This window comes from Pseudoalteromonas sp. AOP31-A2-14, from assembly GCF_052378035.1.
Classification (GTDB): domain Bacteria; phylum Pseudomonadota; class Gammaproteobacteria; order Enterobacterales; family Alteromonadaceae; genus Pseudoalteromonas.
This window is the reverse complement of sequence record NZ_JBQSXI010000001.1, coordinates 1,347,766-1,371,101: the sequence shown is the minus strand read 5'-3', so window position 1 is coordinate 1,371,101 and position 23,336 is coordinate 1,347,766. Positions and strand designations below refer to the sequence as shown.

Genomic DNA, 23,336 nt, shown 5'->3' with positions numbered 1-23,336 from the left:
TTCAACTTGTTGTTTGCCCGCACTCTGTGCGGGCTTTTTTTTGCCTGAGAACAATAGCGGTTAACAGCTTAACAGCATGTGAATTATTGGTAGAGGAAGGAGCAACAACGAATGTTATTGCTTTATCTAACTATTTTTAATAACCAAAGTAACTAAAACTTCTTATTGATAACTTTACGTAGTCTCGCTTGGCGTTAAACCAAAGTGCTGATAAGCAGTATTAGAAGCAATGCGGCCTCGAGGTGTACGCTGTATAAAACCTTGCTGGATCAGAAAAGGTTCAATTACATCTTCAATGGTTTCTTTTTCTTCCCCAATTGCCGCCGCTAAATTATCTAAACCGACAGGGCCGCCCATAAACTTTTCAATAATGGCTAATAAATACTTTCTATCCATGAAATCAAAGCCACTTTTATCTACATCAATCATGTTCAGTGCAAGCTCTGCAACCTCGGCATTAACGGTTCCGTCTGATTTTACTTGAGTGTAATCACGTACACGGCGTAACAATCTATTCGCTATACGGGGCGTGCCACGGGAACGTTTAGCTATTTCTGTAGCGCCATCGTCACACATTTCAAGCTCTAGGTAGTGTGCTGAGCGAGCCACAATAGTCGATAAATCGGCAACTGAATAAAATTCTAAACGTTGAACTATACCAAACCTATCTCGTAGTGGTGACGTTAATGAGCCCGCCCGAGTTGTTGCGCCAATTAATGTAAAAGCAGGTAAATCAAGCTTAATAGAACGCGCTGCGGGGCCTTCACCTATCATTAAGTCAAGTTGGTAATCTTCCATCGCGGGGTACAGTATTTCTTCAACTTGAGGGCTTAAGCGATGTATTTCATCAATAAATAAGACATCTCCCTCTTCAAGATTAGTTAATAATGCAGCTAAGTCACCAGCTTTTTCAAGCACGGGTCCTGAAGTGGTTTTAATATTGGCATTAAGCTCGTTGGCAACAATATTAGCGAGTGTCGTTTTCCCAAGCCCTGGCGGACCAAATATTAATAAGTGATCAAGCGCTTCACCCCGGCTACGTGCAGCCTTAATAAAAATTTCCATTTGCTTTTTAACATGCGGCTGACCGGTGTAATCAACAAGTAGTTTTGGCCGAATAGCACGATCAACTAAATCTTCATTACTTTGTTCGTTGGCGTCTATTAAACGATCCGCTTCAATCATAGTTTACTCACAACATTGATTTAAGAGATTCTTTGATCAGATTCTCTGTCGACATATCAGGCTTGCTCACAGCTTTAACCGATTTTTGTGCTTGCGCTAATTTATAACCCAGTGATACTAACGCCGAAACAGCATCATCAGCGGCATTATTAGCAACTAACGTATCATTACTACTTGGGGCTATAACTGCATTATCGCTAAACGGCGTAAATAAGTCATTACCCCAATCTTTTAACCTGTCTTTCATTTCAAGCACTAAACGCTCTGCGGTTTTTTTACCCACCCCCGGTAACTTAACTAAGCTTGTGGCATCTTCATTATTAACGCAGCTAACAAACTGCTGCGCAGACATGCCCGACAAAATAGCCAGTCCTAATTTGGGTCCTACTCCATTAGCTTTTAATAACTCTCTAAATAAAGCGCGTTCAATTTTATTATTAAAACCAAATAATAATTGTGCATCTTCACGAACAACAAAGTGAGTGTATACAACTGCTTGCTCACCAATTACTGGTAAGTCATAAAAGCACGTCATTGGCATTTGCACTTCGTAACCAATACCGCTCACCTCGAGTAAAATTTCTGGAGCTTGTTTTTCAACTAAAATACCGTTTAAACGCCCTATCATATTATTTTCTAAGCCTTCCTCTTACAGTTTTTGATGCGCTACCGGCAAGTTTAATAAGGTTTTGTTCAGAGTGAGCATGGCAAATGGCAATTGCTAATGCATCGGCCGCATCGGCTTGAGGAGTACCTGGTAGCTTTAAAATATTTTTAACCATATGTTGTACTTGCGATTTATCTGCCCCGCCATTGCCAACAACCGCTTGCTTAATTTGCCTTGCTGAATATTCAAATACATTAAGCTGTGCCATCGCAGCAGAAACAATAGCCGCTCCTCGTGCTTGGCCAAGCTTTAGCGCTGAATCAGGGTTGTGGGCCATAAATACTTTTTCTATAGCAAAGTTATCAGGAGAGAATTGTTCTATTAATTGGCTCACACCTTGGTAAATCATTTTTAAGCGCACTGGAAAATCATGCTCTGCAAGCTTAATACAGCCACTGCCTAAATATGTAAACTTAGCGCCTTTAAGTTCAATAACGCCATAGCCGGTTAATCGTGAACCCGGATCTATCCCCAAAATTATTGCCAACTCAGTGCCCTAGTCTTAATACATATCATAGAAGTAATAATGCCAGAGCACTGTATAAATTACCAGTAAATAATGTGCATCCGAGTTAATATGGTTACCCTAAGGTACGCAATAAGCCTTGAGTATTTTTACGTAATATTTGGGCAATCATTAAATACCCTAAACTTGCGACAAAAATCCCACCAGCCAATGGACCAATCAGCCAAATATGTGGATGTAGCTTTCCAGCTAAGTCAAACATTTGTCTTTGCACAATAAATAATGCAGCATCACTGACAACTGCCGCAACAAAGCCAGCACTGATACCTAATAGTAAAAACTCATATAGAGTCGCATTTTTAATCAACCGTCCTTTTGCACCCAAGGTTCGTAAAATCACAATTTCCTGCATTCGCTCACCCAGGCTTGCTTGTACTTGTGAAATCAATACTAAGGCGCCGCATACCACTACAATCGCAAGTACAAAGCCAATAGCTAACGATACCTGTGCAATAGTTGATTGAATTTGTTTTACAAAGCTCTCGACATCAATAGCATTAATTGTAGGGTAAGCCCTTAACAACTCACTAAACGCTTTTTTCTGCTCAGGCTCTATACGTACAGATGAAATATAGGTGGCCGGAAAGTCCGCCATTACATCAGGACTTAAAATCATAAAAAAGTTAGGTTTAAGGGTCGCCCAGTTAACTTTTCTCACACTGGTTATCTTGGCATCAAATGATTGCGCACCAATTAAAAAAGTTAGGGTATCACCAAGCTCTACTTCAAGTCGTTCGAGCATTGACTCTTCAATAGATACTTCACCTGTTGCATCAGACGAGAACCACTGACCATTAATTACTTCATTATGGCTAGGCGGTGTATCACGCCAAGTTAAATTAAGCTCTCGCCCAATGCCTGAACGAGCTTCTTCATCTTTTTTCTCGTTGTCTTGTAATGACACTTCACGCGCCACAAGCTCACCATTAACAGCATTTACACGGCCACGAATAGTCGGGTAGAACTCAGAAACTTGAATATCATTTTGCGCCAAATAGTCATTAACCGGGGTTAATTCACTATCTGTGATATTAACTAAAAAAGCATTCGGCGCATCATTGGGTAACTGCGACTGCCAATCCGATATCATGTCGTTTTTAAGCACAATTAAAAACAGTAATAACTTAATTGCTAATGCAAAACTTATCAATTGCACCGCATTCGCATTCGAGCGTTTTTGAATCGAGGCAATGGCCAAAGACCAACTGTTCCCTGGGCGTAGGCCAAGTTTACGACCGCCACCAAAAATAACTTTAGATAGGCCAAATAACAATCCGATTAACAATAAAGTCGACAAAAATAAAATAGCAGTGATTTTTAAATTATTACTAAATAACCACATCAACATAAATACAGTAACTGCCGACATTCCTAGATGAACTTTACTAACTAATAGGCGATCGCCTAAATTACGGCGTAAAACACGAAGTGGTGGAATATCGAATAGGTCAAGTAATGGCTTTATTGAAAACATAACCGCGCAAATAACACCCGTGCTAATCGCGATTAACCAAGGTTGATAACTTGCCGCAGGTAACGCTGTACCCATACTTTCAGCTAAGTAGCTGGTTGCTATGGCTTGTAAACCGTAACCTACCAGTAACCCTAGTGTTACCGACATAGAGCACACTAGCGATAAATGCAGTAAGTATATTTTACGAATTGTTGTGCGACTACCACCAAGTGTTTTCATCATCGCAACGGGATCGTATTGGCGTTCACAGTAACGTTTAGACGAAACAGCAATCGCCACTGCAGCTAATATGATGCCTAACAACCCAGCCAGCAGTAAAAAGCTTTCTGCTCGGTTTAAACTATTAGCAATTGGAGATTGACGGTCTTTAACACCATACCACTCCTGATTTTCTTTTATTTGTGGCTTTAGCCATTCATAAAATGAGTCAACTTGGGATTGTTCACCCGCATAAAGCTGCCTGTAATAGGAGCGACTCCCCGGCTGAATTACGTTTGTTTTTTCAACATCTAAGCGATTTAATAATACTCTTCGGCTGCTTGAAAAAACATTAAACGGCGCATCAGGCTCTTCAACCAACACTTTTTCTATTGTGAAATTAGCGGCGCCCAGCTCAATAGTATCACCTATATCAACATTTAAGGCATAAAATACAGATTCACTAAGCCACACGTAACCTGGGGTTGGGCCTTGCTCCGCAACTTCAGTTTTACCCAACAAAGTTGTTTTAACTTTTAGTTCACCCTTCAATGGGTACCCTTCAGATACTGCTTTTACCGAACCTAATTGCATTTCATCATTGGCAAATAACATGGTATCAAAATAAGTAATTTGCGCTGTTTGCAAATTACTTTCTTGTGCTTTTGTAATGTATTTATCCGGTAAAACATGACTACTAGCAAGCACCCTGTCAGCTGCGATAAAAGCACTGCTTTTTTGCTCAATACTTTGGCTTATCCGGTCAGTCACCATAGATAGAGTCAAAACTGTTAATACAGCAAGCGCAATGGCAGCACTAATAACCGTAAGTTCGCCACGTCTAAACTCACGAGAAAAAAGTTTTAATGCTAATTTAGCCCACATTCGTCTTTGCTCCCTCACTGGTTTGTGATTCAACCAGTTGACCAGCTTCAATATGTAATACCTGTTGGCACTTATCTGCTAAGGCTTCATCATGAGTCACTAAAATCAGTGTTGTGCCATGCTCTTTATTTAATTCAAATAATAAAGACTCAATCATTTTACCATTTTTACTGTCTAAATTAGCGGAAGGTTCATCGGCAAATAGTATCTTTGGCGTACCGATAAATGCACGAGCAATAGCAACACGTTGCTGCTCACCTCCAGACAACTGCGAAGGATAATGACCAACACGATGACTTAAACCGACTTTATCAAGTAAAGCTAACGCTTGTTCTTTAGCACTTTGACTACCGGCAAGCTCAGCGGGAAGCATTACATTTTCAAGGGCGGTTAAACTTTGTACCAACATAAAAGATTGAAACACAAAACCAACTTTTTCAGCCCGTAAAGCAGCTCTTGCCTCTTCATCGAGTTGATGAAGTGGCTCACCATCTAAAATAATTGAACCTTGTGTAGATTGATCAAGCCCCGCGAGTAAGCTAAGTAAAGTAGATTTACCCGATCCCGATGTACCAACCACGGCCACTGAATTACCAGACTTGACTTTAAAGCTGATGTCAATGAGGATAGGCAAGTCACCTTCAACGGTGGTAACGGTTTTAGAAAGTCCTTCAACTTGAATAATATTTAATTGAGAAAGCGCTGACATATTATGCATCCAATCCTACGTTTTATATTCGTTTTACTTTTAGTTATCAAACCACTTAGCGCGGCCGCTGACAACACAATTTTAATTTTAGGTGATAGTTTAAGTGCCGCCTACGGTCTAAAACAAGAACAAGGCTGGGTTAAGTTATTACAAGATAAATACGACTCTGAACAAGCCCCCGTGCAACTAATCAATGCCAGTATTAGCGGTGAAACCACCGGCGGCGCACTTAGAAGACTTGATGGCCTTCTTGATGAATTTCAACCGACCCATGTACTTATTGAACTTGGTGGTAACGATGGCCTACGCGGTTTTCCTGTTACGCGTTTAGCGTCCAATCTACGCGAATTAACATCAAAAAGCCAAAAAGCTGGAAGCACCACTGCCATTATGAAAATTCAAATCCCACCTAACTATGGCCCACGTTACACCAAATTATTTACCGATACATTTGAAACGCTAGCAGATGAAACGAATAGCTACCTTATGCCCTTTTTCATGCTAAATATTGCCCCTGACGCCAACCTAATGCAGAACGATAGGATTCATCCCAACCTAAAAGCCCAGCCACTTATACGCGATATCATGTATAAAACGATCAATGACTGGCTTAAAAATGATTAGTTCGTTCAATAAACATGCAAACAAACAAAAGCTTATTGATTTTTAGAAAAAAAGCCGTACTATTGCATTTCAACGTCGGTATGTGGCGCAGCTTGGTAGCGCACTGTCATGGGGTGGCAGGGGTCGAGAGTTCGAATCTCTCCATACCGACCAATTAATTCCTCTTTATTTCAACTCGTTATAAATTAAACTCTCTTCTTTATCGCACAATTAAATTAGTATTTTTAAATATATGTCGCACATTTATCGCACGATACTTGCCTTAAATTATTTTATAATTTTAAGGTATAAAAGGGGGGGATATATAGGAAGACAGCTAATGGCACCCTTCTAAACCGTCTTTATCATTATTTTAAAGAATAAACACATTTAACTTGTCTCCATGTTTTTCAAATTGTAATTTGAGTCTAAAAGTACAATAGAGGATGTTATGCAGATCGATCAAAAAAAACCACTTCACCCTTATTATTTGATGAAATTATTTGTGCAATTGTGTTTGGCTCAATACCCTGCCTTTTAGTATTACAATTTTCGGGTGTAGAAGGCCTAGTTAGCTTTTTCGAAGGAATTACGCCACCAGACCATCTAATATACTATTTTAGTTTACTAACTCTTTTACATAGTATTGTGTGGGCTATTTCTAAATACAGTCTTTCTTTATCTGATTCTAGTAGAACATTAAAATACAGATTACATACACTTTCATACCAAATTGGTTTTAATCTAGTAGGTTTTTATCGAGCTATAGCAGGTTCACTCCCTTTCATTGCAATACCTATATTAATTTATGATTCGACAAGAGATAGCACCCTTAAAGCTATATTTATGCTTTTATTTTCAATTGCTAGTTTACTAGTCGCCTACTGGCTAACATATTGGCAGCAAAAGACCGCACCAAGAATTAAAGAGTTTTGATTTATGCTTAAGCGAACAAAAAGTTTGAAACTTAAGGCAACAACTAACTTGAAAAATGCCGGACACCTGTGAATTGGAAATTAAAAGAAGATAGGCAGCTTTGAGTGGTTGAACTCACAGCACTTAGCTGAACTTCGCCAAAGAGCTACAAGCAAACATTGAGTTAATCGATTTTAATAATTAGCTTTTAACTAAATTTAAATAAACTTTAAAGCTGGTAGTTTGATTATTTGAACTGACCTCTATATCTCCACCGTTTGCTTGCGCTAGAGCTTTAACTATTGCAAGCCCTAAACCTGCTCCGTCGCTGTGTCGTTGCCGCGACTTATCAGGTCGATAAAAGCGGTCAAATAAATAAGGTAAATGCTCAGAAGGTATTCTCTCCCCTGTATTAATCACTGAAATGCATATTTTTTCAGCGGTGGTCATTTCACTGTTTACAGTGATTGATGAGCCTTTTGGGGCGTATCTAATTGCATTGGATAGTAAGTTTGATAATAATTGGCGAAAGTGTAATTTGTCACAATAAAAACAAAGGTTTTGACCTTTTTTATTAAATGCAATCAATGAGTCTTCAGCCAATGCGTCAAAATACTCAAATAACACTTCAATTTCATCATGGCTTTTTAGAGTGTTTTGAACGGGTTTAATTAGCCCATTTTGAGTTTTTGCGAGCCAAAGCATATCACTAACCATTTTAGTTAATCGCTCAAGTTCTTCTAAGTTAGAAAACAATAATTCTTGATACTCTTCCAACTGCCTTTTTTTAGATAATCCAACCTGTGTTTGAGTAATTATATTTGTTAGTGGAGTTCGTAGTTCATGAGCAATATCACTAGAAAAATTTGATAAGCGAATAAATTCACCCTGGAGCCTGTCGAGCATTGAGTTAAACGACTGCACCATATTAACAAGCTCAATAGGCACTTTATTTTCATCGAGCCTTACATCCATTTTATTAGTTTGGATATCGTGTATTTTCTGACTTAAACCTCGTAAAGGGTTTAATCCTTGATGTATAGCAAACCAAGCCACCAATAAAATGAGTACCGCTGAGCCAAACATAATGGCCCAAAGGCTTTGCTGAAATTGATTGAGAAAGTGTAAATGAAAGCTCATGTCTATCGCTGTAGTAATTTTGTATTGCTGTTGCCCAGTACTTAAATTACTCACCAGAGCTCGGTAGGTGTGGGTATCATTTTGCCATGAGGTAATGTTGTTACGGTTAAAGCCAGTTGAAGCCTTAGCACTCATTACAAAATCACTAAAATCTCGTTCAGAGCTTTGAAAAATGAGATCTCCTTTTGCGGTATTTACCTGATAGTAAACACCGTGATGACCCGCTACAGCGTTAGATAATTCATTTTTAAGTTTCAGGTTTGATTTATAGTGTTGTGTTAAAACTAATTCAATAGATTGATTAATAACATGCAGTTCACTACTATCTTGCTGGAAAAAATGATGTTTTATCGAACTATTTATTAAGGTGGCAACTAAAGTTAAGCACGCAATAACGGTTACAGCCACAAACAACACAACACGCATCGTAAGTGATAAAGGCCGTGACTTAATAGCCATCAGTTTCAACCTCTAATTTATAGCCCATACCACGAACTGTATGAATTAATTTAACAGTAAAGTCATCATCAACTTTTGCTCTTAGCCTACGAATGGCAACATCAATCACATTGGTGTCGCTATCAAAATTCATATCCCATACTTGAGAAGCAATTAACGAACGTGGCAGTACTTCACCTTCGCGCCGTAACAATAGTTCAAGTAAGCTAAACTCTTTATTACTCAATAAAATACGCTTGCCTGCACGTTGTATTTTTCGCTTTGGAATATCCATTTCTAAATCAGCAACGATCAGTATATCGTCAACTGTTTGTACTGCACCACGGCGAATAAGAGTGCGTACTCTTGCTAAAACTTCAGCAAAAGCAAAAGGCTTTATTAAATAGTCATCAGCACCAAGTTCGAGCCCCTTTACTCTATCGTCTATGCTATCGCGAGCAGATAAAAATAGTACTGGGGTTTTGTTATCTGCTTCACGTAGCGACTGTAAAATTTTCCAACCGGATACGTCAGGTAACATGACATCAAGTATTATTACATCAAATAATTCGGTCATTGCTAGGTGATGGCCGTCAAGACCATTGCGCGCCAAAGAAACCTGAAAACCAGCTTCACTTAGTCCCTGTTTTAAATAATCTCCCGTTTTTGCTTCATCTTCAACAACTAATAAGCGCATACAATTCCTTCATTAAAGTCCTAACAACTACCTCTGCAAATATTATGCAGTATCTGTCACTACAGCAACATGACACCAAGATTACAACTTTGTAATGTTCGCGTCATGTTGAAGACAGGTCTATTTTCTATACTCAATACATATTCTGCTATGAAGGAGTAAGGAAATGGGGTTTAAAAAGTCATCACAACAGGTTAGCACACCACGAAGACGATTTGTTCAAGGCTTAATTGCAGGAGGTGTACTTGCTGCTTTTCCGAGTGTATTACATGCTGCATCATCTTTAGTAGCAGGAACAATAACAGGCACTGTACCCGAACTTAGCGGCGAAGTAATTGATCTGGTTATAGATGAATCGCCGGTTAACTTTACTGGCGTAGTACGTATGGCGACAACTATCAATGGATCTATACCCGCTCCTACCTTGCGCCTCAAAGAAGGCGATGACGTTACTATTAGAGTAACAAATAAGTTATCAGTACCGAGTTCAATTCATTGGCATGGCATTATTTTACCGTATCAAATGGATGGCGTACCAGGTATCAGCTTTAAAGGCATTATGCCGGGCGAAACCTTTGTTTATAAATTTAAACTGCAACAAAGCGGTACATATTGGTATCACTCACATAGTGGCTTTCAAGAAATGACAGGCATGTACGGTGCATTAATTATTGAACCGCGAGAAAACGATATTATTAGTGCAGATAACGAGCATGTTATTCAATTATCTGATTGGACTGATGATGACCCAATGGCGCTGTTCCGTAAATTAAAAGTACAGAGTGATGTATTTAACTTCAATCAACCCACTGTCCCAGAGTTTTTCGATGACGTTTCAAGCAGCAGTATTTCAAATGCTCTACAGCGCCGAAAAATGTGGAATCAGATGCGAATGAATCCTACAGATTTAGCTGATTTATCTGCATCAGCAATGACTTTTTTAATGAACGGTAGTACTCCAATGGCAAACTGGCGTGGATTATTTAAAGTCGGTGAAAAGCTTAGGTTAAGGTTTATTAATGGCTCTAGTAATAGCTTTTTTGACGTGCGTATCCCCGAGTTAAAACTAACGGTTGTACAAGCAGATGGGCAAAACGTTGAACCAGTGACAGTTGATGAATTTAGATTCGGCCCTGGTGAAACCTACGACGTAATTGTTGAGCCTAAAAATGATGCCTATACGATTTTTGCTCAAAGTATGGATCGCTCTGGTTACGCAAAAGGAACTTTATCAAGCTCGCCTAATATTGATGCGCCAGTACCTGCACTTGACCCTGTTGAATGGTTAACGATGACCGATATGATGGGCAATATGACCCACGGCGGTGAGCACTCTGCAATGGCTGGTATGGCAGGCATGTCAGGTATGAACTCTAAAGAAATGGATCATAGCGCTATGGACCACGGTGCAATGGCAATGGATCATAGCAAACATGGTATGTCTGAAAACCCATTAGCGGTTGCCAGCTCTAAAGTGCGTCATGCAAAAACGGAGTATGGAGCTTCAGTTGATATGCGCGTTGATATGCCTAGAACAAATCTTGATGATCCTGGTATTGGTTTACGTAAAAATGGTCGTCGTGTTTTAACACTTGCAGATTTACACTCACTTGAAGGGATCACTAACCAGCAAGAGCCAGAAGCTGAAATTGAGCTGCATTTAACCGGAAACATGGAGCGTTATAGCTGGTCATTTGATGGCTTAGAATTTGGTAAAAGCACGCCAGTGCATATGAAGCATAACCAACGTTTAAGAGTTATTTTACAAAACGATACCATGATGACACACCCTATGCATTTGCATGGTATGTGGAGTGATTTAGAAAACGAGCAAGGTGATGTGCAAGTACGACGTCATACGATTCCTGTTCAACCCGCACAAAGAATCAGCTTTTTAACCACCCCTCATGATGTAGGTCGCTGGGCTTGGCATTGCCATTTATTATTCCATATGGATGCCGGTATGTTTAGAGAGGTAGTCGTATCATGAAACAATTAAAACTATCTAAATCATTCGGTTTATTAATGTTAACTGGGGCTTCATTAATTAGTTTCCCTTTATTAGCGCAAAGTGAAATGGCACAAATGAATAGCGCTAAGATGCAACCACAAGGAGGAAGTGCACCTAAAGATGCAAGAGACTCACATGCTTACTCTGCGGGAACAACTTTAACAGAAGGCCCATATGCGCTTGAGGGCAATGAACGATTAACACTCGCTGATGAGCATCCATTTTATGCATTACTAGGCGATCGTCTTGAATATAACGAGCAAGCAAACGCAGGTGTATTTGACTTACAAGCATGGTACGGCACTACCTTTGATCGATTGGTAATTAAAACCGAGGGTGATTTCAGCGAAGGAAGTATTGAAGAAAACCAAACCGATATTTTATGGGGTCACGCCGTATCAGCATATTGGGATACTCAAGCAGGTGTTCGTCTTGATTACAATAAAGAAGGTGAAAATCGGCAATGGTTGGCTTTTGGCTTACAAGGTTTAGCCCCTTATTGGTTTGAACTTGATATGACAGCATACGTAGGTGAGCGAGGCAATACCGCATTTACGTTAGAGGCAGAGTACGAACTATTACTCACGCAAAAGCTAATTATACAACCGCGAGCCGAAATTACACTTTATGGCAAAAACGATAAACAAAACGAACTTGGAAGTGGCCTATCAAGCAGCGCGATTGGCTTTAGGGTTCGTTATGAATTTACACGCCAGTTTGCGCCCTATATTGGCGTTGAATGGAGCAATAAATTTGGCAATACCGCCGACTATGCCACATCAAGTGGACAAAGTAGCAACAACACCGCATTTGTTGCGGGTATTAAATTTTGGTTTTAATCATTTTAAATAAGAGGTAATTATGAAGTTTTTTAATTCTGCAGTAGCTATTTTAGGTTTAGTACTTACATTTTCCGCATCAGCGCATATATCACTCAAGCAATCAACACCTGCGCAAGAAGCCATGTTAATGAAAAGCCCAGAGCAACTTTCGTTAACTTTTGGTGGTGAAGTAAGGCTAGCAAAAGTCATCATCAAAGATGAAAAAAATAAATCAATAAACTTTGATTTCAAACCAAGCTCTACCCCAAGCACAGACTTTAGTTGGTCATTGCCGAGCTTAGTCCAAGGGACTTACACGGTTAAATGGACAGCACTGGGTGGTGATGGACATAAAATGACCGACACGTTTAGATTTATGGTACACAAAAGTGAATCGCATAAGATGATGCAAGAACAATCTAATACCCACAGCAAACATAATCATTAAGTAGCAACATAATGCAATTAAGTGAATGGTCAGTACTCTTACTATTATTAAAACTAGCAAGCTATATCGCAATTGCAGGGCTTGCGGGCACTTTATTAATGCGCTTTATGTGTGGCAACAGCAATGTTGCAGGGCATCACTTAATTAGCTTTTATCAGTTCTTAAAACGTTGGCAAATTACGTGTGTAGTTACAGGTAGTATTGCTGCACTTTTACAAGTACCAATAGAAGCTGGAGCAATGGCTGAATCAGGCTTTATGGGAATGTTTGACCCCTTTATGCTTGAAATTGTTTGGCAATCAGTCATAGGTGACCAAGCAACGTTTAGAATACCAGCGCTTATTATTGCTCTAATTAGCGCATGTATGTGGAGTGTGGAATCAGATGATAACGTAGCAGGTTATAAAAACGGTGCCGTTATACTAATCATGCTTGGGTTTATCGCTTATAGCTTCACTTTTACTGGGCACAGTGCAAATGAAAATGGGTTAGTGAAAAGTATTTTAACCTTTCACCTTATTGCCATTGCGAGCTGGTTAGGGTCATTGTGGCCGCTTTACAAAAGCTGCACTTTACTACCTACCAGTGAAGTAAAGCGGTTAATGCATTACTTTGGTCAACTCGCTATTGTTATTGTATTTGTACTACTTATTTCGGGCTTAACTCTGCTCCTGCAGTACCTAGAGTCATTTTCTGCATTGTTTACATCAAATTATGGGCAACTAATTTTATTAAAGCTGTTACTCGTCTGCGCGATGCTGTTACTAGGTGCATGGCATAAGCTTTTTTTAGTCCCGCAAATCACTCAACAACACCATATAAGTATATTAAAACGCTCGATCATTGTTGAAATATTAATTGCCCTATTTGTACTTATTACAACAAGTGTATTTACAACACTTGTTGGTCCGCCTATTTAACGATTAATAAAAAAGGAAAATGTATGTTAATTAAATCCTCTAATTTAAAAATTTTATTGCTACTAATTTTTAGCGCTGTTAGTTCTTTTGCTGTGAACGCACACACCCATGAAGAGCACACAAAAAAAGGCTGGGTCTTTGTTAATGTTGATAGCGAAGCTGCAAAGGCAGTTAGCTTATTTCATGCATCCCTAAAACAAGGCGATGCCAAAGGTGCCCGTAAATTACTGGCCGACGATGTCGTCATTTTTGAAGGCGGAATTGTTGAGCGTTCTGCAGATGAATACGCGAACCATCATATGATAGCGGATATGAAATTCTTAAGTGCAGTTGATAGTGAACTGCTAGAGCATCAAGTTCACACAAATGGAGACATAGCTTACTCAATTTCAAGAAGTAAAACTCAAGGAAAGTATAAAGGGAAAGATATTAAGTCTACGGGAATGGAATCAATCACATTAAAAAACACCGATAAAGGTTGGAAAATCACTCATATTCACTGGTCTAATTAAGGAGTTAACAATGCGAGTAATCTACATTACCTCAGCGTTTTTTTTATCATTAACTATGTCATTTTCGGCAATGAGTATCGAAAAACAGCATAAAACATCAATAATCTATGAAAATTCAGAAAAACCTGAAATTGAGCTTACCGTTTATAAAAGTAAAAATTGTGGATGTTGTAATAAGTGGATTGCTCATTTGAGTGAAAACAATATTCAAACAAAAGCAATTAACGTTAATGACATGGGGTCGATTAAATCTCAGTATCAAATAAAACCTAATATGCGCTCATGCCATACAGCCGTGTCAGCCGATGGATTTGTATTTGAAGGTCATGTTCCCGCTAAACATATAAAACAGTTTTTATCTGGGCAACACGCTCCGCACATTACAGGCTTAAGTGTACCAGCCATGCCTATTGGCACTCCCGGAATGGAAATGGAGGGTATATTTCACAAATATAATATTGAACTACTCACTGACAACTCAAATGAAGAAACCTACAGATACATAAGTAAATCCAGCGAGCAATTTTAGCCTAACGGCATAATTCTTGAGTTAATTGTTAAATACCCATTTTACACAACAGGAAACACTGATTTGTGAGCTTGATAGTGTAAAGATTACTCATATGTAAAAACAAAATACAAAACTTTTAAGGATCAATACAATGTCACACTATTCAAAATTTTTTTAATGATAGCAACATCTACAATAACCATGTTTGTATTGATGTATTTGAACACCTACCAACTTAGTCATGTTTATTTTAGTGAAACTCGTACTTATATGGCGCTTTATATGGGAGCCACGATGGCAGTGATAATGCTACTTTTCATGCTCAATATGTATAAAGATAAAAAGAAAAATATAACAGTACTCATTGCTAGTGTTGCCGTATTTGCAGGAAGTTTATTTTTAGTTCGCTCACAAGCGACTGTTGATGATAGCTCATGGATGTCGGCGATGATCCCACATCATTCAATTGCCATACTCACCAGTGACAGGGCAAAAATCAAAGATAAACGCGTTCAAAAGCTAGCTACAAATATAATTGAAGCCCAAGAGCGAGAAATAAAAGAAATGCAATGGCTCCTAAAAGATATAGAGCAAAACGGCATTGCACAAACCAATGCTCAAGCACAATTAAGAGCTGTTCCAGATTTCAATTCAAATAAATAAACCGCATAACATAAGGAGTAAAGCATGAGCGGTGTTTGTCAAACTAGTTGTCGCGATCACTACGTTATGCACTCTCAGCCTTGACACTATTTTGTTCAGGGTTTAAGTACACTTCTTTTGGTAAATCCCAATTACGGATATTACCGCTCCAGCGCTCAGGGTGAGCATCTTTAGCACCTTGATAAACTTCTTTTCTATTAGCCAATATGTCACCCGCTAATCCTGAATGCCTTTGATGTGGGCTGACGTATTTGATGCCACTATGTTTGTGGTTAAAATTATACCAGTGGCTAAATTTCAACACCCAACTACGCGCCTCATCAATTGTTGAAAACCCTTTATACGGATAGTCAGGGCGATATTTACACGTTTTAAATATCGACTCAGCATAAGCATTATCATTGCTCACCCTAGGACGATTAAAAGACGACACGACACCTAAACTATAAAGTGTTTCAAGCATTGATGAGCCTTTCATTGGGCTTCCATTATCCGAATGCAGTACCAGAGGATTATCTTTAACTCCTTCTTTTAAATGAGCTTTCTTAATTAATATTGATGCATTTTCTGCTGATTCGTCATCATGAATTTCCCATCCAACAATCTTTCGACTAAATATATCGAGTATCAAATATAAATAAAAATGCAGCCCTTTAGCGGGGCCTGGTAACCAAGTAATATCCCAACACCACACTTGGTTTGGCCCTGTAGCACAGTGTGTCGTCGGTACTTTTCTCTCTTTTATCTGACTACGTCCGCGAGCGTTTTGCTGTTTTTCTTCATGAAGAACACGATAATATGTTGATTCAGAAGCAAGATAAATACCCTCATCTGCTAATGTAGGGACGATTTGGCTTGGTGGTAAGCTCTTAAAATCATCGCTATTAACGATGGCTAATATGTTATCTCTCTCTGCTTTTGATAGCTTATTTTTTGGCTCAGGGCGCTGAGATATTGGTCTACCATCTGTTTTTATGTTCCCGTCAACAGTCCAACGTTGATACGTCCGGACACTGATCCCAAGTTCACGGCAAGCTTTAAACTTTGGCGCACCAGAACTCACAGCTTCATTAACTAGTTTAACTGCTTGAATGCGAGCTGAGTCGAGGATCATTCGTCCTCGGCTTCCCCCCAGATCGCATTTGCTTTTTTTCTTAACACCAATAGTGCTGCGGTTTCAGCGAGTGCCTTATCTTTTCGACGTAGCTCCTTTTCTAATTGATTGATCTGTTTTTTATCTTTCTTTGTTTCGGTGGAGAAGGCTTTTTCTTGCTCTTTAACGTTAGCGTTTGCATCTATACACGCATTTCGCCAAGCCGATACTTGTTCCACATAAAGACCTTTGCCTCGGCAATATTCCGCTAACTCAGCTTGATTTAAAGAGGCTGTTTCCAACACGACTGAGAATTTATTTGCTGATGACCACTGCTCAGCATTCTTTCCATCACCTGGCACTAAATGCCCCTTATCAATTGCTTGTTTTCGCCAATTATACAAGGTTGATTCACCAATCCCCATCTCGATTGATAATTGGGCTATTGCTATATTATTTGGAGGCATCATCTTCTGAAGAGCCGACTCTTTGCTTTGCGCTGAATAATGTTTCATTGTTACTCCACGCCCTCTGTTTAATGGTTGAATATTAAGCGCGACAACTAGTCTGACAGAGAGGGCTTAGCAAGCTGTCTAGCTTCACTTACTGTGATTACCGATGAATTACCTAAGGCTAACCTTCTTTCTTTCGAACCTCGGCCTCCTAGACGGTAATACAGATAATATACCTGTGAGCGCTTTCCTTCTTTATTCGCCTTACCAATATTTAGATAGAAACCGGAGATCTCAGTGTCATTGATTTTGGTAATTTCCAGAGGGATATTTTTGAGTACAGATTCAGTTAGTTTTACTTTGATTGACGCCATTTTTCGCACACCTAGAGTTAAGTCAAAACTTTTGTCGCACACTTATCGCACGAGCTGATTTGAGTTCACTAAACTTCACGTTTATTCACTAGGTATAATTTAAAAGCTTAATCCTTTCAATAGCAATAACTTACAATTACTTCAAACACTTCACTGTAGAACACTTTTAGCCACTTTTGTACACGATAAAGCACAGGTGATTTTTATGGGGTGGCAGGGGTCGAGAGTTCGAATCTCTCCATACCGACCATTTAAACCTCGCAAAAACAACATCCTAATCCAACTTTAAAATATATCACAATTACCCTGTGGTAATATCGTGGTAAAACTTAGTTTTAAAGAAAGCCAGAGATCCTACATTTAAACCAAAGAAATAATAACGTGCAACTAGCTATAAAACACCCAGCTTTAGCGCATTAATTTGCTATCGCACATTACCAGCGTTACTCTTTAGGTTTTACAATACACTAAGGTCTTTATGAGTCACTCTCCTTATCCAATTGGTACTAAAAATACACCATGGAATTCACAAGACAAACAATTATGGCTGTCAAAACAAAGTAAAAAGCGTAGCTATATTGATGATGTTGTAAGTAAAATAAAGGCGTTAGAAAATGAGTTTGATGTAGAGCAATATGCATCGCTAACTTACCCAGAGCATGACTTCCCTTTATTTGTAATTAGAACAAAAGCATTTTCAGAAGCTAAGCCAACAATACTAGTCACTGGCGGTGTTCATGGCTATGAAACCAGTGGTGTACATGGTGCACTTCGCTTTGCCGAAACCTTACCAGCGGCCTATAAAGATAAATTTAATATTATTATAGCGCCATGTATTAGTCCTTGGGGTTATGAAACAATCAACCGTTGGAACCCTGATGCGGTTGACCCTAATCGTTCATTTTATAAAAACAGCCCAGCACAAGAATCTCGCGCCATTATTGAATATATAGATTCAATTGGCATCAATTTACTCGCCCATATCGATTTACACGAAACAACCGATACTGATAACAGTGAATTCCGTCCTGCACTAGCTGCTCGTGATGGAAAAATAAATACGAACTGGAATATCCCTGATGGGTTTTATTTAGTTGCTGATTCTGTAAAACCTGAACCTGAATTTCAAAAAGCGATTATCGACTCAGTCAAAAAGGTAACTCATATTGCGCCTAGCGATGAAAACAACCAGCTAATCGGTGTGCCTCAAAGTCAGTTTGGAGTGATCAATTATGCAGCCCGTGAGCTAGGCTTATGCATGGGTTTTACTGATGCGCAATTTGTGACGACCACAGAGGTTTATCCAGATAGCCCGACGGCAAGCGACGAAGAATGCATTCTTGCACAAGTAGCTGCTATCCACGGTGCATTTAACTACGTTTAAATTCTAGATATAAGTTATGTATTGATTTATTTATAATTATGGGTGTGTTGGATAAACTCACCCTGCATCGATAAAATTACAAATAAACAACCCTTACATAACATTAAACCAGCTTATTTTATCAAAATTTAAAATTGTTCAAATAATAGCTAGACAAAAGGATTGCTTTGTATAAAAATCGCGCTCTTAATTTTTAAAGGCGTGTTTAATGGAATTTATAAACCAATATGGTCAAGTAAATATAAAACAACAAAGTAATATTATAATTTGCTCATTTAGCGGTAGTTTAAATGAACGTTTAGTTGATTCATACACTGCTGGTTTATGCTCTTTAATTAAAAACTTTCACGGTAAACCTTGGAGCTATATTTGTAACGCCAAAATGGTAATTGCCGCAACACCACAAGCAGAAAAAAAGCTGGTCATGATGACTGAATTGGCTAGAGCAAACAACTGTATTGCCAGTGCTTTCATATTTGCCTCAAATTTAGCAATTAACCAAATGCAACGCGTGTTAGATAAAGCAAGTAGCGGCCAAAACATCACTGACATTTTGTTTTCTGACTTACCTACCGCAATAGATTATGTTTCTCAGGCATTAAATGCTAACCAGCAATCTAATAAAATACTTGAAAACACCAATAACACTTATCAAGCACTTTAGTGACTTTGTGTTTTACTGTTAATAAAGTCTGTCAATGCAAACAACACGCCTGATACTACAAATGTGATGTGGATCAGCATCTTCCATAAAAGCTCATCACTAGTATGACTATTTGAACTAATAAACACCTTGAGTAACTCAACCGCTGAAATGGCGACAATGGCACTGATCAACTTCATTTTTAAACCAGAAAAACCAACCTTTCCCATCCATGCAGGTCTATCTTCATGGTTCTCAATATTAAGTTTAGAAACAAAGTTTTCATAACCACTAAATATAATAATCAATAACAACCCAGCGAGTAGTGCGGTATCGACTAGAGTTAATATTTTTACTAATAGCTGTTCATTGGTCGAGGTAAAGGTCGTTAGCGCCATACTGTAAAGGTACTTACAAAATTTTAAGAGTAAGATCACAATAGCGACAAGTAAGCCAATAAAAAATGGTGCAAGTAACCAGCGCGCTTTAAAAATACAGCTCTCAACAACCTGCTCGAGCTTTGATGGTGTACGCGGTGTGGTGGTAAAAACTTTATTTTTAGACATAATCAAACCTTAATAAATATTCTACCGCTAAGATAACACTTTAAATGCGTTGCACCCGCATTTAATGGAAATTTTTATTTATCTTTACGATAAAAATTTTTCGTTATCTTTTATTTCAAATTCGTTTATAAATCACCATACCAACAGCATAAAGGCTGTTTTGGTTAACCCTAGTTTTTAATAGTTATAAACTTTTAGGAATAAAAAAATGAACAAAGCATTGCTAACACTTATTGCAGCTCCATTATTTGCGCTAACTGCAACGTATGCAATCGCAGACGAAGCAAAAGAAGCTTCGGCTGAAACTATCCAAGAATATACAGAAATGTGTTTAGATTGGGCTAAAGACGACGACATTAGCAACGATGATTTAAAACCGTATGTTTTAAAATGCGTTAATGATGAGCTTGAGTCTGAAGGTTACAAAAAAGTAGACAACGTAAAAATCTAATTTCGAATGTGCCATTGCGAGGCAAGTTAGATTAAAAAACCGGAGTGACACAACGATGTGCACTCCGGTTTTTAGTTTTAGTCAACTTGTGCTAATTTATTCAGCCGGTTTTTTCGACTTAGTCTCAGCTTTTTTAGCGGGGGCTTTTTTAGCAGTGGCTTTCTTTTTAGGGGTGGCTTTTTTCTTCGCCTCTTCAGCCCATTTTCCTGCATGATAATGTGCAGTCCAACCAGTTGCTTTGCCTTCTACCTCAGTCATCACATACTGTTCTTTATTTTTACGGCTGTAACGTACCACGGCTAAGTTGCCATCTGGATCTTTTACAGGTGCATCTGCAAGGTAGTAAAACTTAGGTGAAATACGGTCTCTAAAGCGTTGTAACTCCTCTACTTTAGGTGCGCGCGTTTCCCGTGATTTAGGAAATGTATTTGCCGCTAAGAAAATACCTGCGGCGCCATCACGCAATACAAAGTATGCGTCTGACTTTTCACACTCAAGTTCAGGTAATTGCACTGGATCTTCTTTTGGTGGCGCAGCTTCGCCGCTTCTAAGTAGCTTACGGGTATTTTTACACTCATCGCTACTACAACCAAAATATTTACCAAAACGGCCTGACTTTAGCTGCATGTCTTCACCGCATTTATCACATTCGATAATAGGCCCGTCATACCCTTTTATTTTGAAGGTACCCTGCTCAACTACGTGACCTTTACAGCCGGGGTTATTACCACAGACATGCAATTTACGCGTTTCATCAATGAGGTATGAATCCATCGCCGTTTCGCAAATTGGACAACGCTTCATTTGCATTAAGGTTTCTGTTTCAACATCTTCCACATCGGCGGCAACTGCTTCATCGCCAGATACCAAGTTCATCGTTGTTGTACAACGTTCTTTTGGTGGTAAGTTATAACCTGTACAACCTAAGAATACCCCAGTCGAGGCCGTACGAATGCCCATCTTACGACCACAGGTTGGGCAATCAATATCGGTTTCAACCATCTGGTTCAAACGCATTCCACCATCAGCTTCTTCACCAGCTGCTTTAGTTAGCTTTTCTGAAAACCCAGCATAAAACTTATCAAGCACTTGAGTCCAAACGCGTTGCCCTTCAGCAATGTCATCTAAACGGCCTTCCATTTTTGCAGTAAAATCAAAGTTCATTAGATCATCAAAATTCTCAACTAAACGGTCGGTAACGATTTCGCCCATTTTCTCAGCGAAGAAACGACGGCTTTCTACTCGTACGTAACCACGGTCTTGAATAGTTGAAATAATTGACGCGTATGTCGATGGACGACCAATACCACGTTTTTCTAATTCTTTAACTAAACTCGCTTCACTAAAGCGCGCTGGCGGCTTAGTGAAGTGCTGCTTAGGATCAAGCTCAACCAAGGTAAGTATTTCACCTTCTTTAACCGCTGGCAGTGATTGGTCTTCTTCATTTTTCTTACGAACTGACGGCTGTACTTTAGTCCAACCATCAAAGCGCAATACACGCCCTTTTGCTTTTAAATGATAGTCGCTGGCAGCTACTGTAAGCGTAGTTAAGTCATATTCTGCTGCTACCATCTGACAAGCCACAAATTGACGCCAGATTAGCTCATAGAGCTTCTTAGCATCAGGGTCTACCCCTTCTAGGTGTCCAGATAACACAGTTACACTCGATGGACGAATCGCCTCATGCGCTTCTTGCGCATTGCCCTTTGAACTATAGTTAACCGGCTCTTTAGGTAAATATTTATTGCCAAACTGCTCAGTGACATAATCACGACACATCGATACAGCGTCTTTTGACAAGTTTGTTGAGTCAGTACGCATATACGTTATGTAACCCGCTTCGTATAACCGCTGTGCTAGCATCATGGTCTTTTTAACGCCATAGCCTAAGCGCGTACTTGCCGATTGTTGCATAGTCGACGTTATAAATGGTGCACTTGGACGACTTTTACTCGGCTTCTCTTCAACGCTAACAACTTTATACTCAGCACTTTCAAGGGTTGAAACCGCAGCCATCGCTTGAGATTCATTGACCGGTTTAAAGGCTTTATCGTTATATTTAGTGACTTCAAGGCGCAAATCAGATTCAGAATTTTTAACATCTGCATGAATATCCCAAAACTCTTCTGGAATAAATGCTTTAATTTCTCGCTCACGCTCAACCAGTAAGCGAACGGCTACAGACTGTACACGTCCTGCTGATAAACCACGCGCAACTTTAGCCCACAATAGAGGAGACACCATAAAGCCGACCACACGGTCTAAAAATCGGCGTGCTTGTTGGGCATATACCATATCGGTATTAAGTTCACCCGGTGTTTTAAAAGCCGCTTGAATCGCGTTTTTAGTGATTTCGTTAAAAACCACACGTTTGTATTTTTGTGGATCACCACCAATAATTTGTTCGAGGTGCCATGCAATGGCTTCCCCTTCTCTGTCCAAATCCGTTGCAAGATAGATTTGGTCAGCGTTTTCAGCTAATTTTTTTAGCTCTTGAACTACTTTTTCTTTACCTGGCAGAATTTCGTAATGCGGCTCCCAACCCTTTTCAGGATCTATACCCATACGCGTAACTAAGTTAGTATAATCTCGCTGTTTTTTATAAGCAGCTTTATCTTCAGGCGCCATTTTACGGACTTCGGCAGGTGTTTTAGTCGCCGCACTTTTACTTTTGCCAGAGCCTGAGGTAGGAAGATCACGTACATGTCCAACACTGGACTTAACAATGAAGTCTTTTCCTAAATATTTATTAATTGTTTTAGCCTTAGCAGGAGACTCTACAATTACTAGCGATTTACCCATAGTTGCCTATTTCTAACCAAATATTTTAAATGTGTTTAGCCCTTTTTGGGCGCGAATATTTATAGGTATATCTACAAACACCTATTGTTACAAGCTTTTAATACAAACTTTTTAGCTTTTATTGATTAATTGAACAATTTCTGTCGTTAAATTAATCAATAAGCCTGTTTTATTCATTTTGTGGTGGAATATATAGAATAGATACAAAAATGCCAACCTTGAGGTTGGCATTTAATTAAAATATTAAT

General features: G+C 39.1%; 22 protein-coding genes and 1 tRNA gene. 12 read left to right on the top strand and 11 right to left on the bottom strand.

Annotation, left to right across the window (positions count from 1 at the left end):
• Nucleotides 1–174: 174 nt before the first annotated feature.
• From ruvB to ACT3S9_RS06385, 5 genes are all read right to left on the bottom strand, one after another.
• On the bottom strand, nucleotides 175–1,185 hold the full coding sequence (ruvB, locus tag ACT3S9_RS06405; RefSeq protein WP_441835646.1) for a Holliday junction branch migration DNA helicase RuvB: 1,011 nt from the start codon (nucleotides 1,183–1,185) through the stop codon (nucleotides 175–177).
• A 7-nt stretch (nucleotides 1,186–1,192) separates the two neighbouring features.
• Complete coding sequence (ruvA, locus tag ACT3S9_RS06400; RefSeq protein ID WP_441835645.1) at nucleotides 1,193–1,813, bottom strand: Holliday junction branch migration protein RuvA; 621 nt, start codon at nucleotides 1,811–1,813, stop codon at nucleotides 1,193–1,195.
• Between the two features lies 1 nt (nucleotide 1,814).
• Nucleotides 1,815–2,339: a crossover junction endodeoxyribonuclease RuvC gene (gene ruvC / locus ACT3S9_RS06395; protein WP_441835644.1), complete on the bottom strand. Its 525-nt coding sequence runs from the start codon at nucleotides 2,337–2,339 to the stop codon at nucleotides 1,815–1,817.
• A gap of 94 nt (nucleotides 2,340–2,433) precedes the next feature.
• Nucleotides 2,434–4,935, bottom strand: coding sequence for an ABC transporter permease (locus ACT3S9_RS06390; protein WP_441835643.1), 2,502 nt, complete (start codon nucleotides 4,933–4,935; stop codon nucleotides 2,434–2,436).
• Nucleotides 4,925–5,644 carry an ABC transporter ATP-binding protein gene (locus ACT3S9_RS06385; protein ID WP_441835642.1) on the bottom strand — a complete coding sequence of 240 codons (720 nt, stop codon included), beginning with the start codon at nucleotides 5,642–5,644 and terminating at the stop codon, nucleotides 4,925–4,927. The genes ACT3S9_RS06390 and ACT3S9_RS06385 overlap by 11 nt, the downstream gene beginning before the upstream one ends.
• Here ACT3S9_RS06385 and ACT3S9_RS06380 point away from each other — a divergent pair, their 5' ends adjacent.
• Nucleotides 5,645–6,268: an arylesterase gene (locus ACT3S9_RS06380; RefSeq protein WP_441835647.1), complete on the top strand. Its 624-nt coding sequence runs from the start codon at nucleotides 5,645–5,647 to the stop codon at nucleotides 6,266–6,268. It begins immediately after the preceding gene.
• Between the two features lie 76 nt (nucleotides 6,269–6,344).
• Nucleotides 6,345–6,421 (top strand) — tRNA-Pro (locus tag ACT3S9_RS06375).
• Between the two features lie 942 nt (nucleotides 6,422–7,363).
• On the opposite strand, the gene ACT3S9_RS06370 is transcribed toward ACT3S9_RS06375, so the two are convergent.
• Both ACT3S9_RS06370 and ACT3S9_RS06365 read right to left on the bottom strand, forming a co-directional pair.
• Nucleotides 7,364–8,761, bottom strand: coding sequence for a heavy metal sensor histidine kinase (locus tag ACT3S9_RS06370; protein WP_024594350.1), 1,398 nt, complete (start codon nucleotides 8,759–8,761; stop codon nucleotides 7,364–7,366).
• Nucleotides 8,751–9,437, bottom strand: a complete 687-nt coding sequence (locus tag ACT3S9_RS06365; protein ID WP_002963239.1) for a heavy metal response regulator transcription factor — start codon at nucleotides 9,435–9,437, stop codon at nucleotides 8,751–8,753. The genes ACT3S9_RS06370 and ACT3S9_RS06365 overlap by 11 nt, the downstream gene beginning before the upstream one ends.
• A 166-nt stretch (nucleotides 9,438–9,603) precedes the next feature.
• Here ACT3S9_RS06365 and ACT3S9_RS06360 point away from each other — a divergent pair, with 166 nt between their 5' ends.
• The 7 genes from ACT3S9_RS06360 (at nucleotide 9,604) to ACT3S9_RS06330 (ending at nucleotide 15,323) form a co-directional block, all read left to right on the top strand.
• Nucleotides 9,604–11,427 (top strand): copper resistance system multicopper oxidase, encoded by a 1,824-nt coding sequence (locus ACT3S9_RS06360; protein ID WP_192540503.1) that lies wholly within the window; start codon nucleotides 9,604–9,606, stop codon nucleotides 11,425–11,427.
• Entirely contained in the window at nucleotides 11,424–12,287 is an 864-nt protein-coding gene (locus ACT3S9_RS06355) for a copper resistance protein B (protein ID WP_441835640.1), read from the top strand. Before ACT3S9_RS06360 ends, ACT3S9_RS06355 begins: the two co-directional genes overlap by 4 nt.
• 22 nt (nucleotides 12,288–12,309) lie before the next feature.
• Nucleotides 12,310–12,717: a copper resistance CopC family protein gene (locus ACT3S9_RS06350; RefSeq protein ID WP_010558009.1), complete on the top strand. Its 408-nt coding sequence runs from the start codon at nucleotides 12,310–12,312 to the stop codon at nucleotides 12,715–12,717.
• An 11-nt stretch (nucleotides 12,718–12,728) separates the two neighbouring features.
• Nucleotides 12,729–13,637, top strand: a complete 909-nt coding sequence (locus ACT3S9_RS06345) for a copper resistance D family protein (protein WP_441835639.1) — start codon at nucleotides 12,729–12,731, stop codon at nucleotides 13,635–13,637.
• Between the two features lie 23 nt (nucleotides 13,638–13,660).
• Nucleotides 13,661–14,149 carry a YybH family protein gene (locus tag ACT3S9_RS06340; protein WP_165723891.1) on the top strand — a complete coding sequence of 163 codons (489 nt, stop codon included), beginning with the start codon at nucleotides 13,661–13,663 and terminating at the stop codon, nucleotides 14,147–14,149.
• 10 nt (nucleotides 14,150–14,159) lie between these two features.
• Complete coding sequence (locus ACT3S9_RS06335) at nucleotides 14,160–14,678, top strand: DUF411 domain-containing protein (protein ID WP_024591412.1); 519 nt, start codon at nucleotides 14,160–14,162, stop codon at nucleotides 14,676–14,678.
• A gap of 159 nt (nucleotides 14,679–14,837) precedes the next feature.
• Complete coding sequence (locus ACT3S9_RS06330; protein WP_441835638.1) at nucleotides 14,838–15,323, top strand: DUF305 domain-containing protein; 486 nt, start codon at nucleotides 14,838–14,840, stop codon at nucleotides 15,321–15,323.
• A gap of 64 nt (nucleotides 15,324–15,387) precedes the next feature.
• Here ACT3S9_RS06330 and ACT3S9_RS06325 read toward each other — a convergent pair.
• A protein-coding gene (locus ACT3S9_RS06325) for an IS3 family transposase (protein ID WP_110957763.1) occupies nucleotides 15,388–16,931 on the bottom strand; the annotation gives its coding sequence in 2 pieces (ribosomal slippage) (nucleotides 15,388–16,466 and nucleotides 16,466–16,931; 1,545 coding nt in all).
• Between the two features lie 47 nt (nucleotides 16,932–16,978).
• Nucleotides 16,979–17,242: an Arm DNA-binding domain-containing protein gene (locus ACT3S9_RS06320; RefSeq protein WP_441993432.1), complete on the bottom strand. Its 264-nt coding sequence runs from the start codon at nucleotides 17,240–17,242 to the stop codon at nucleotides 16,979–16,981.
• A 478-nt stretch (nucleotides 17,243–17,720) separates the two neighbouring features.
• Between ACT3S9_RS06320 and ACT3S9_RS06315 the strand changes: the two genes are divergently transcribed.
• Nucleotides 17,721–18,626, top strand: coding sequence for a M14 family metallopeptidase (locus ACT3S9_RS06315; RefSeq protein WP_441836655.1), 906 nt, complete (start codon nucleotides 17,721–17,723; stop codon nucleotides 18,624–18,626).
• 208 nt (nucleotides 18,627–18,834) lie between these two features.
• Complete coding sequence (locus ACT3S9_RS06310; protein WP_441836654.1) at nucleotides 18,835–19,290, top strand: hypothetical protein; 456 nt, start codon at nucleotides 18,835–18,837, stop codon at nucleotides 19,288–19,290.
• On the opposite strand, the gene ACT3S9_RS06305 is transcribed toward ACT3S9_RS06310, so the two are convergent.
• On the bottom strand, nucleotides 19,287–19,835 hold the full coding sequence (locus ACT3S9_RS06305) for a TIGR00645 family protein (RefSeq protein WP_441836653.1): 549 nt from the start codon (nucleotides 19,833–19,835) through the stop codon (nucleotides 19,287–19,289). The genes ACT3S9_RS06310 and ACT3S9_RS06305 overlap by 4 nt on opposite strands.
• A gap of 208 nt (nucleotides 19,836–20,043) precedes the next feature.
• Here ACT3S9_RS06305 and ACT3S9_RS06300 point away from each other — a divergent pair, with 208 nt between their 5' ends.
• Complete coding sequence (locus ACT3S9_RS06300; protein WP_441836512.1) at nucleotides 20,044–20,286, top strand: hypothetical protein; 243 nt, start codon at nucleotides 20,044–20,046, stop codon at nucleotides 20,284–20,286.
• A gap of 96 nt (nucleotides 20,287–20,382) precedes the next feature.
• Here ACT3S9_RS06300 and topA read toward each other — a convergent pair whose 3' ends face one another.
• The gene (gene topA, locus ACT3S9_RS06295; protein ID WP_441836513.1) at nucleotides 20,383–23,088 is read right to left on the bottom strand and encodes a type I DNA topoisomerase; all 2,706 of its coding nucleotides are present in this window, start codon (nucleotides 23,086–23,088) and stop codon (nucleotides 20,383–20,385) included.
• Nucleotides 23,089–23,336: the final 248 nt, after the last annotated feature.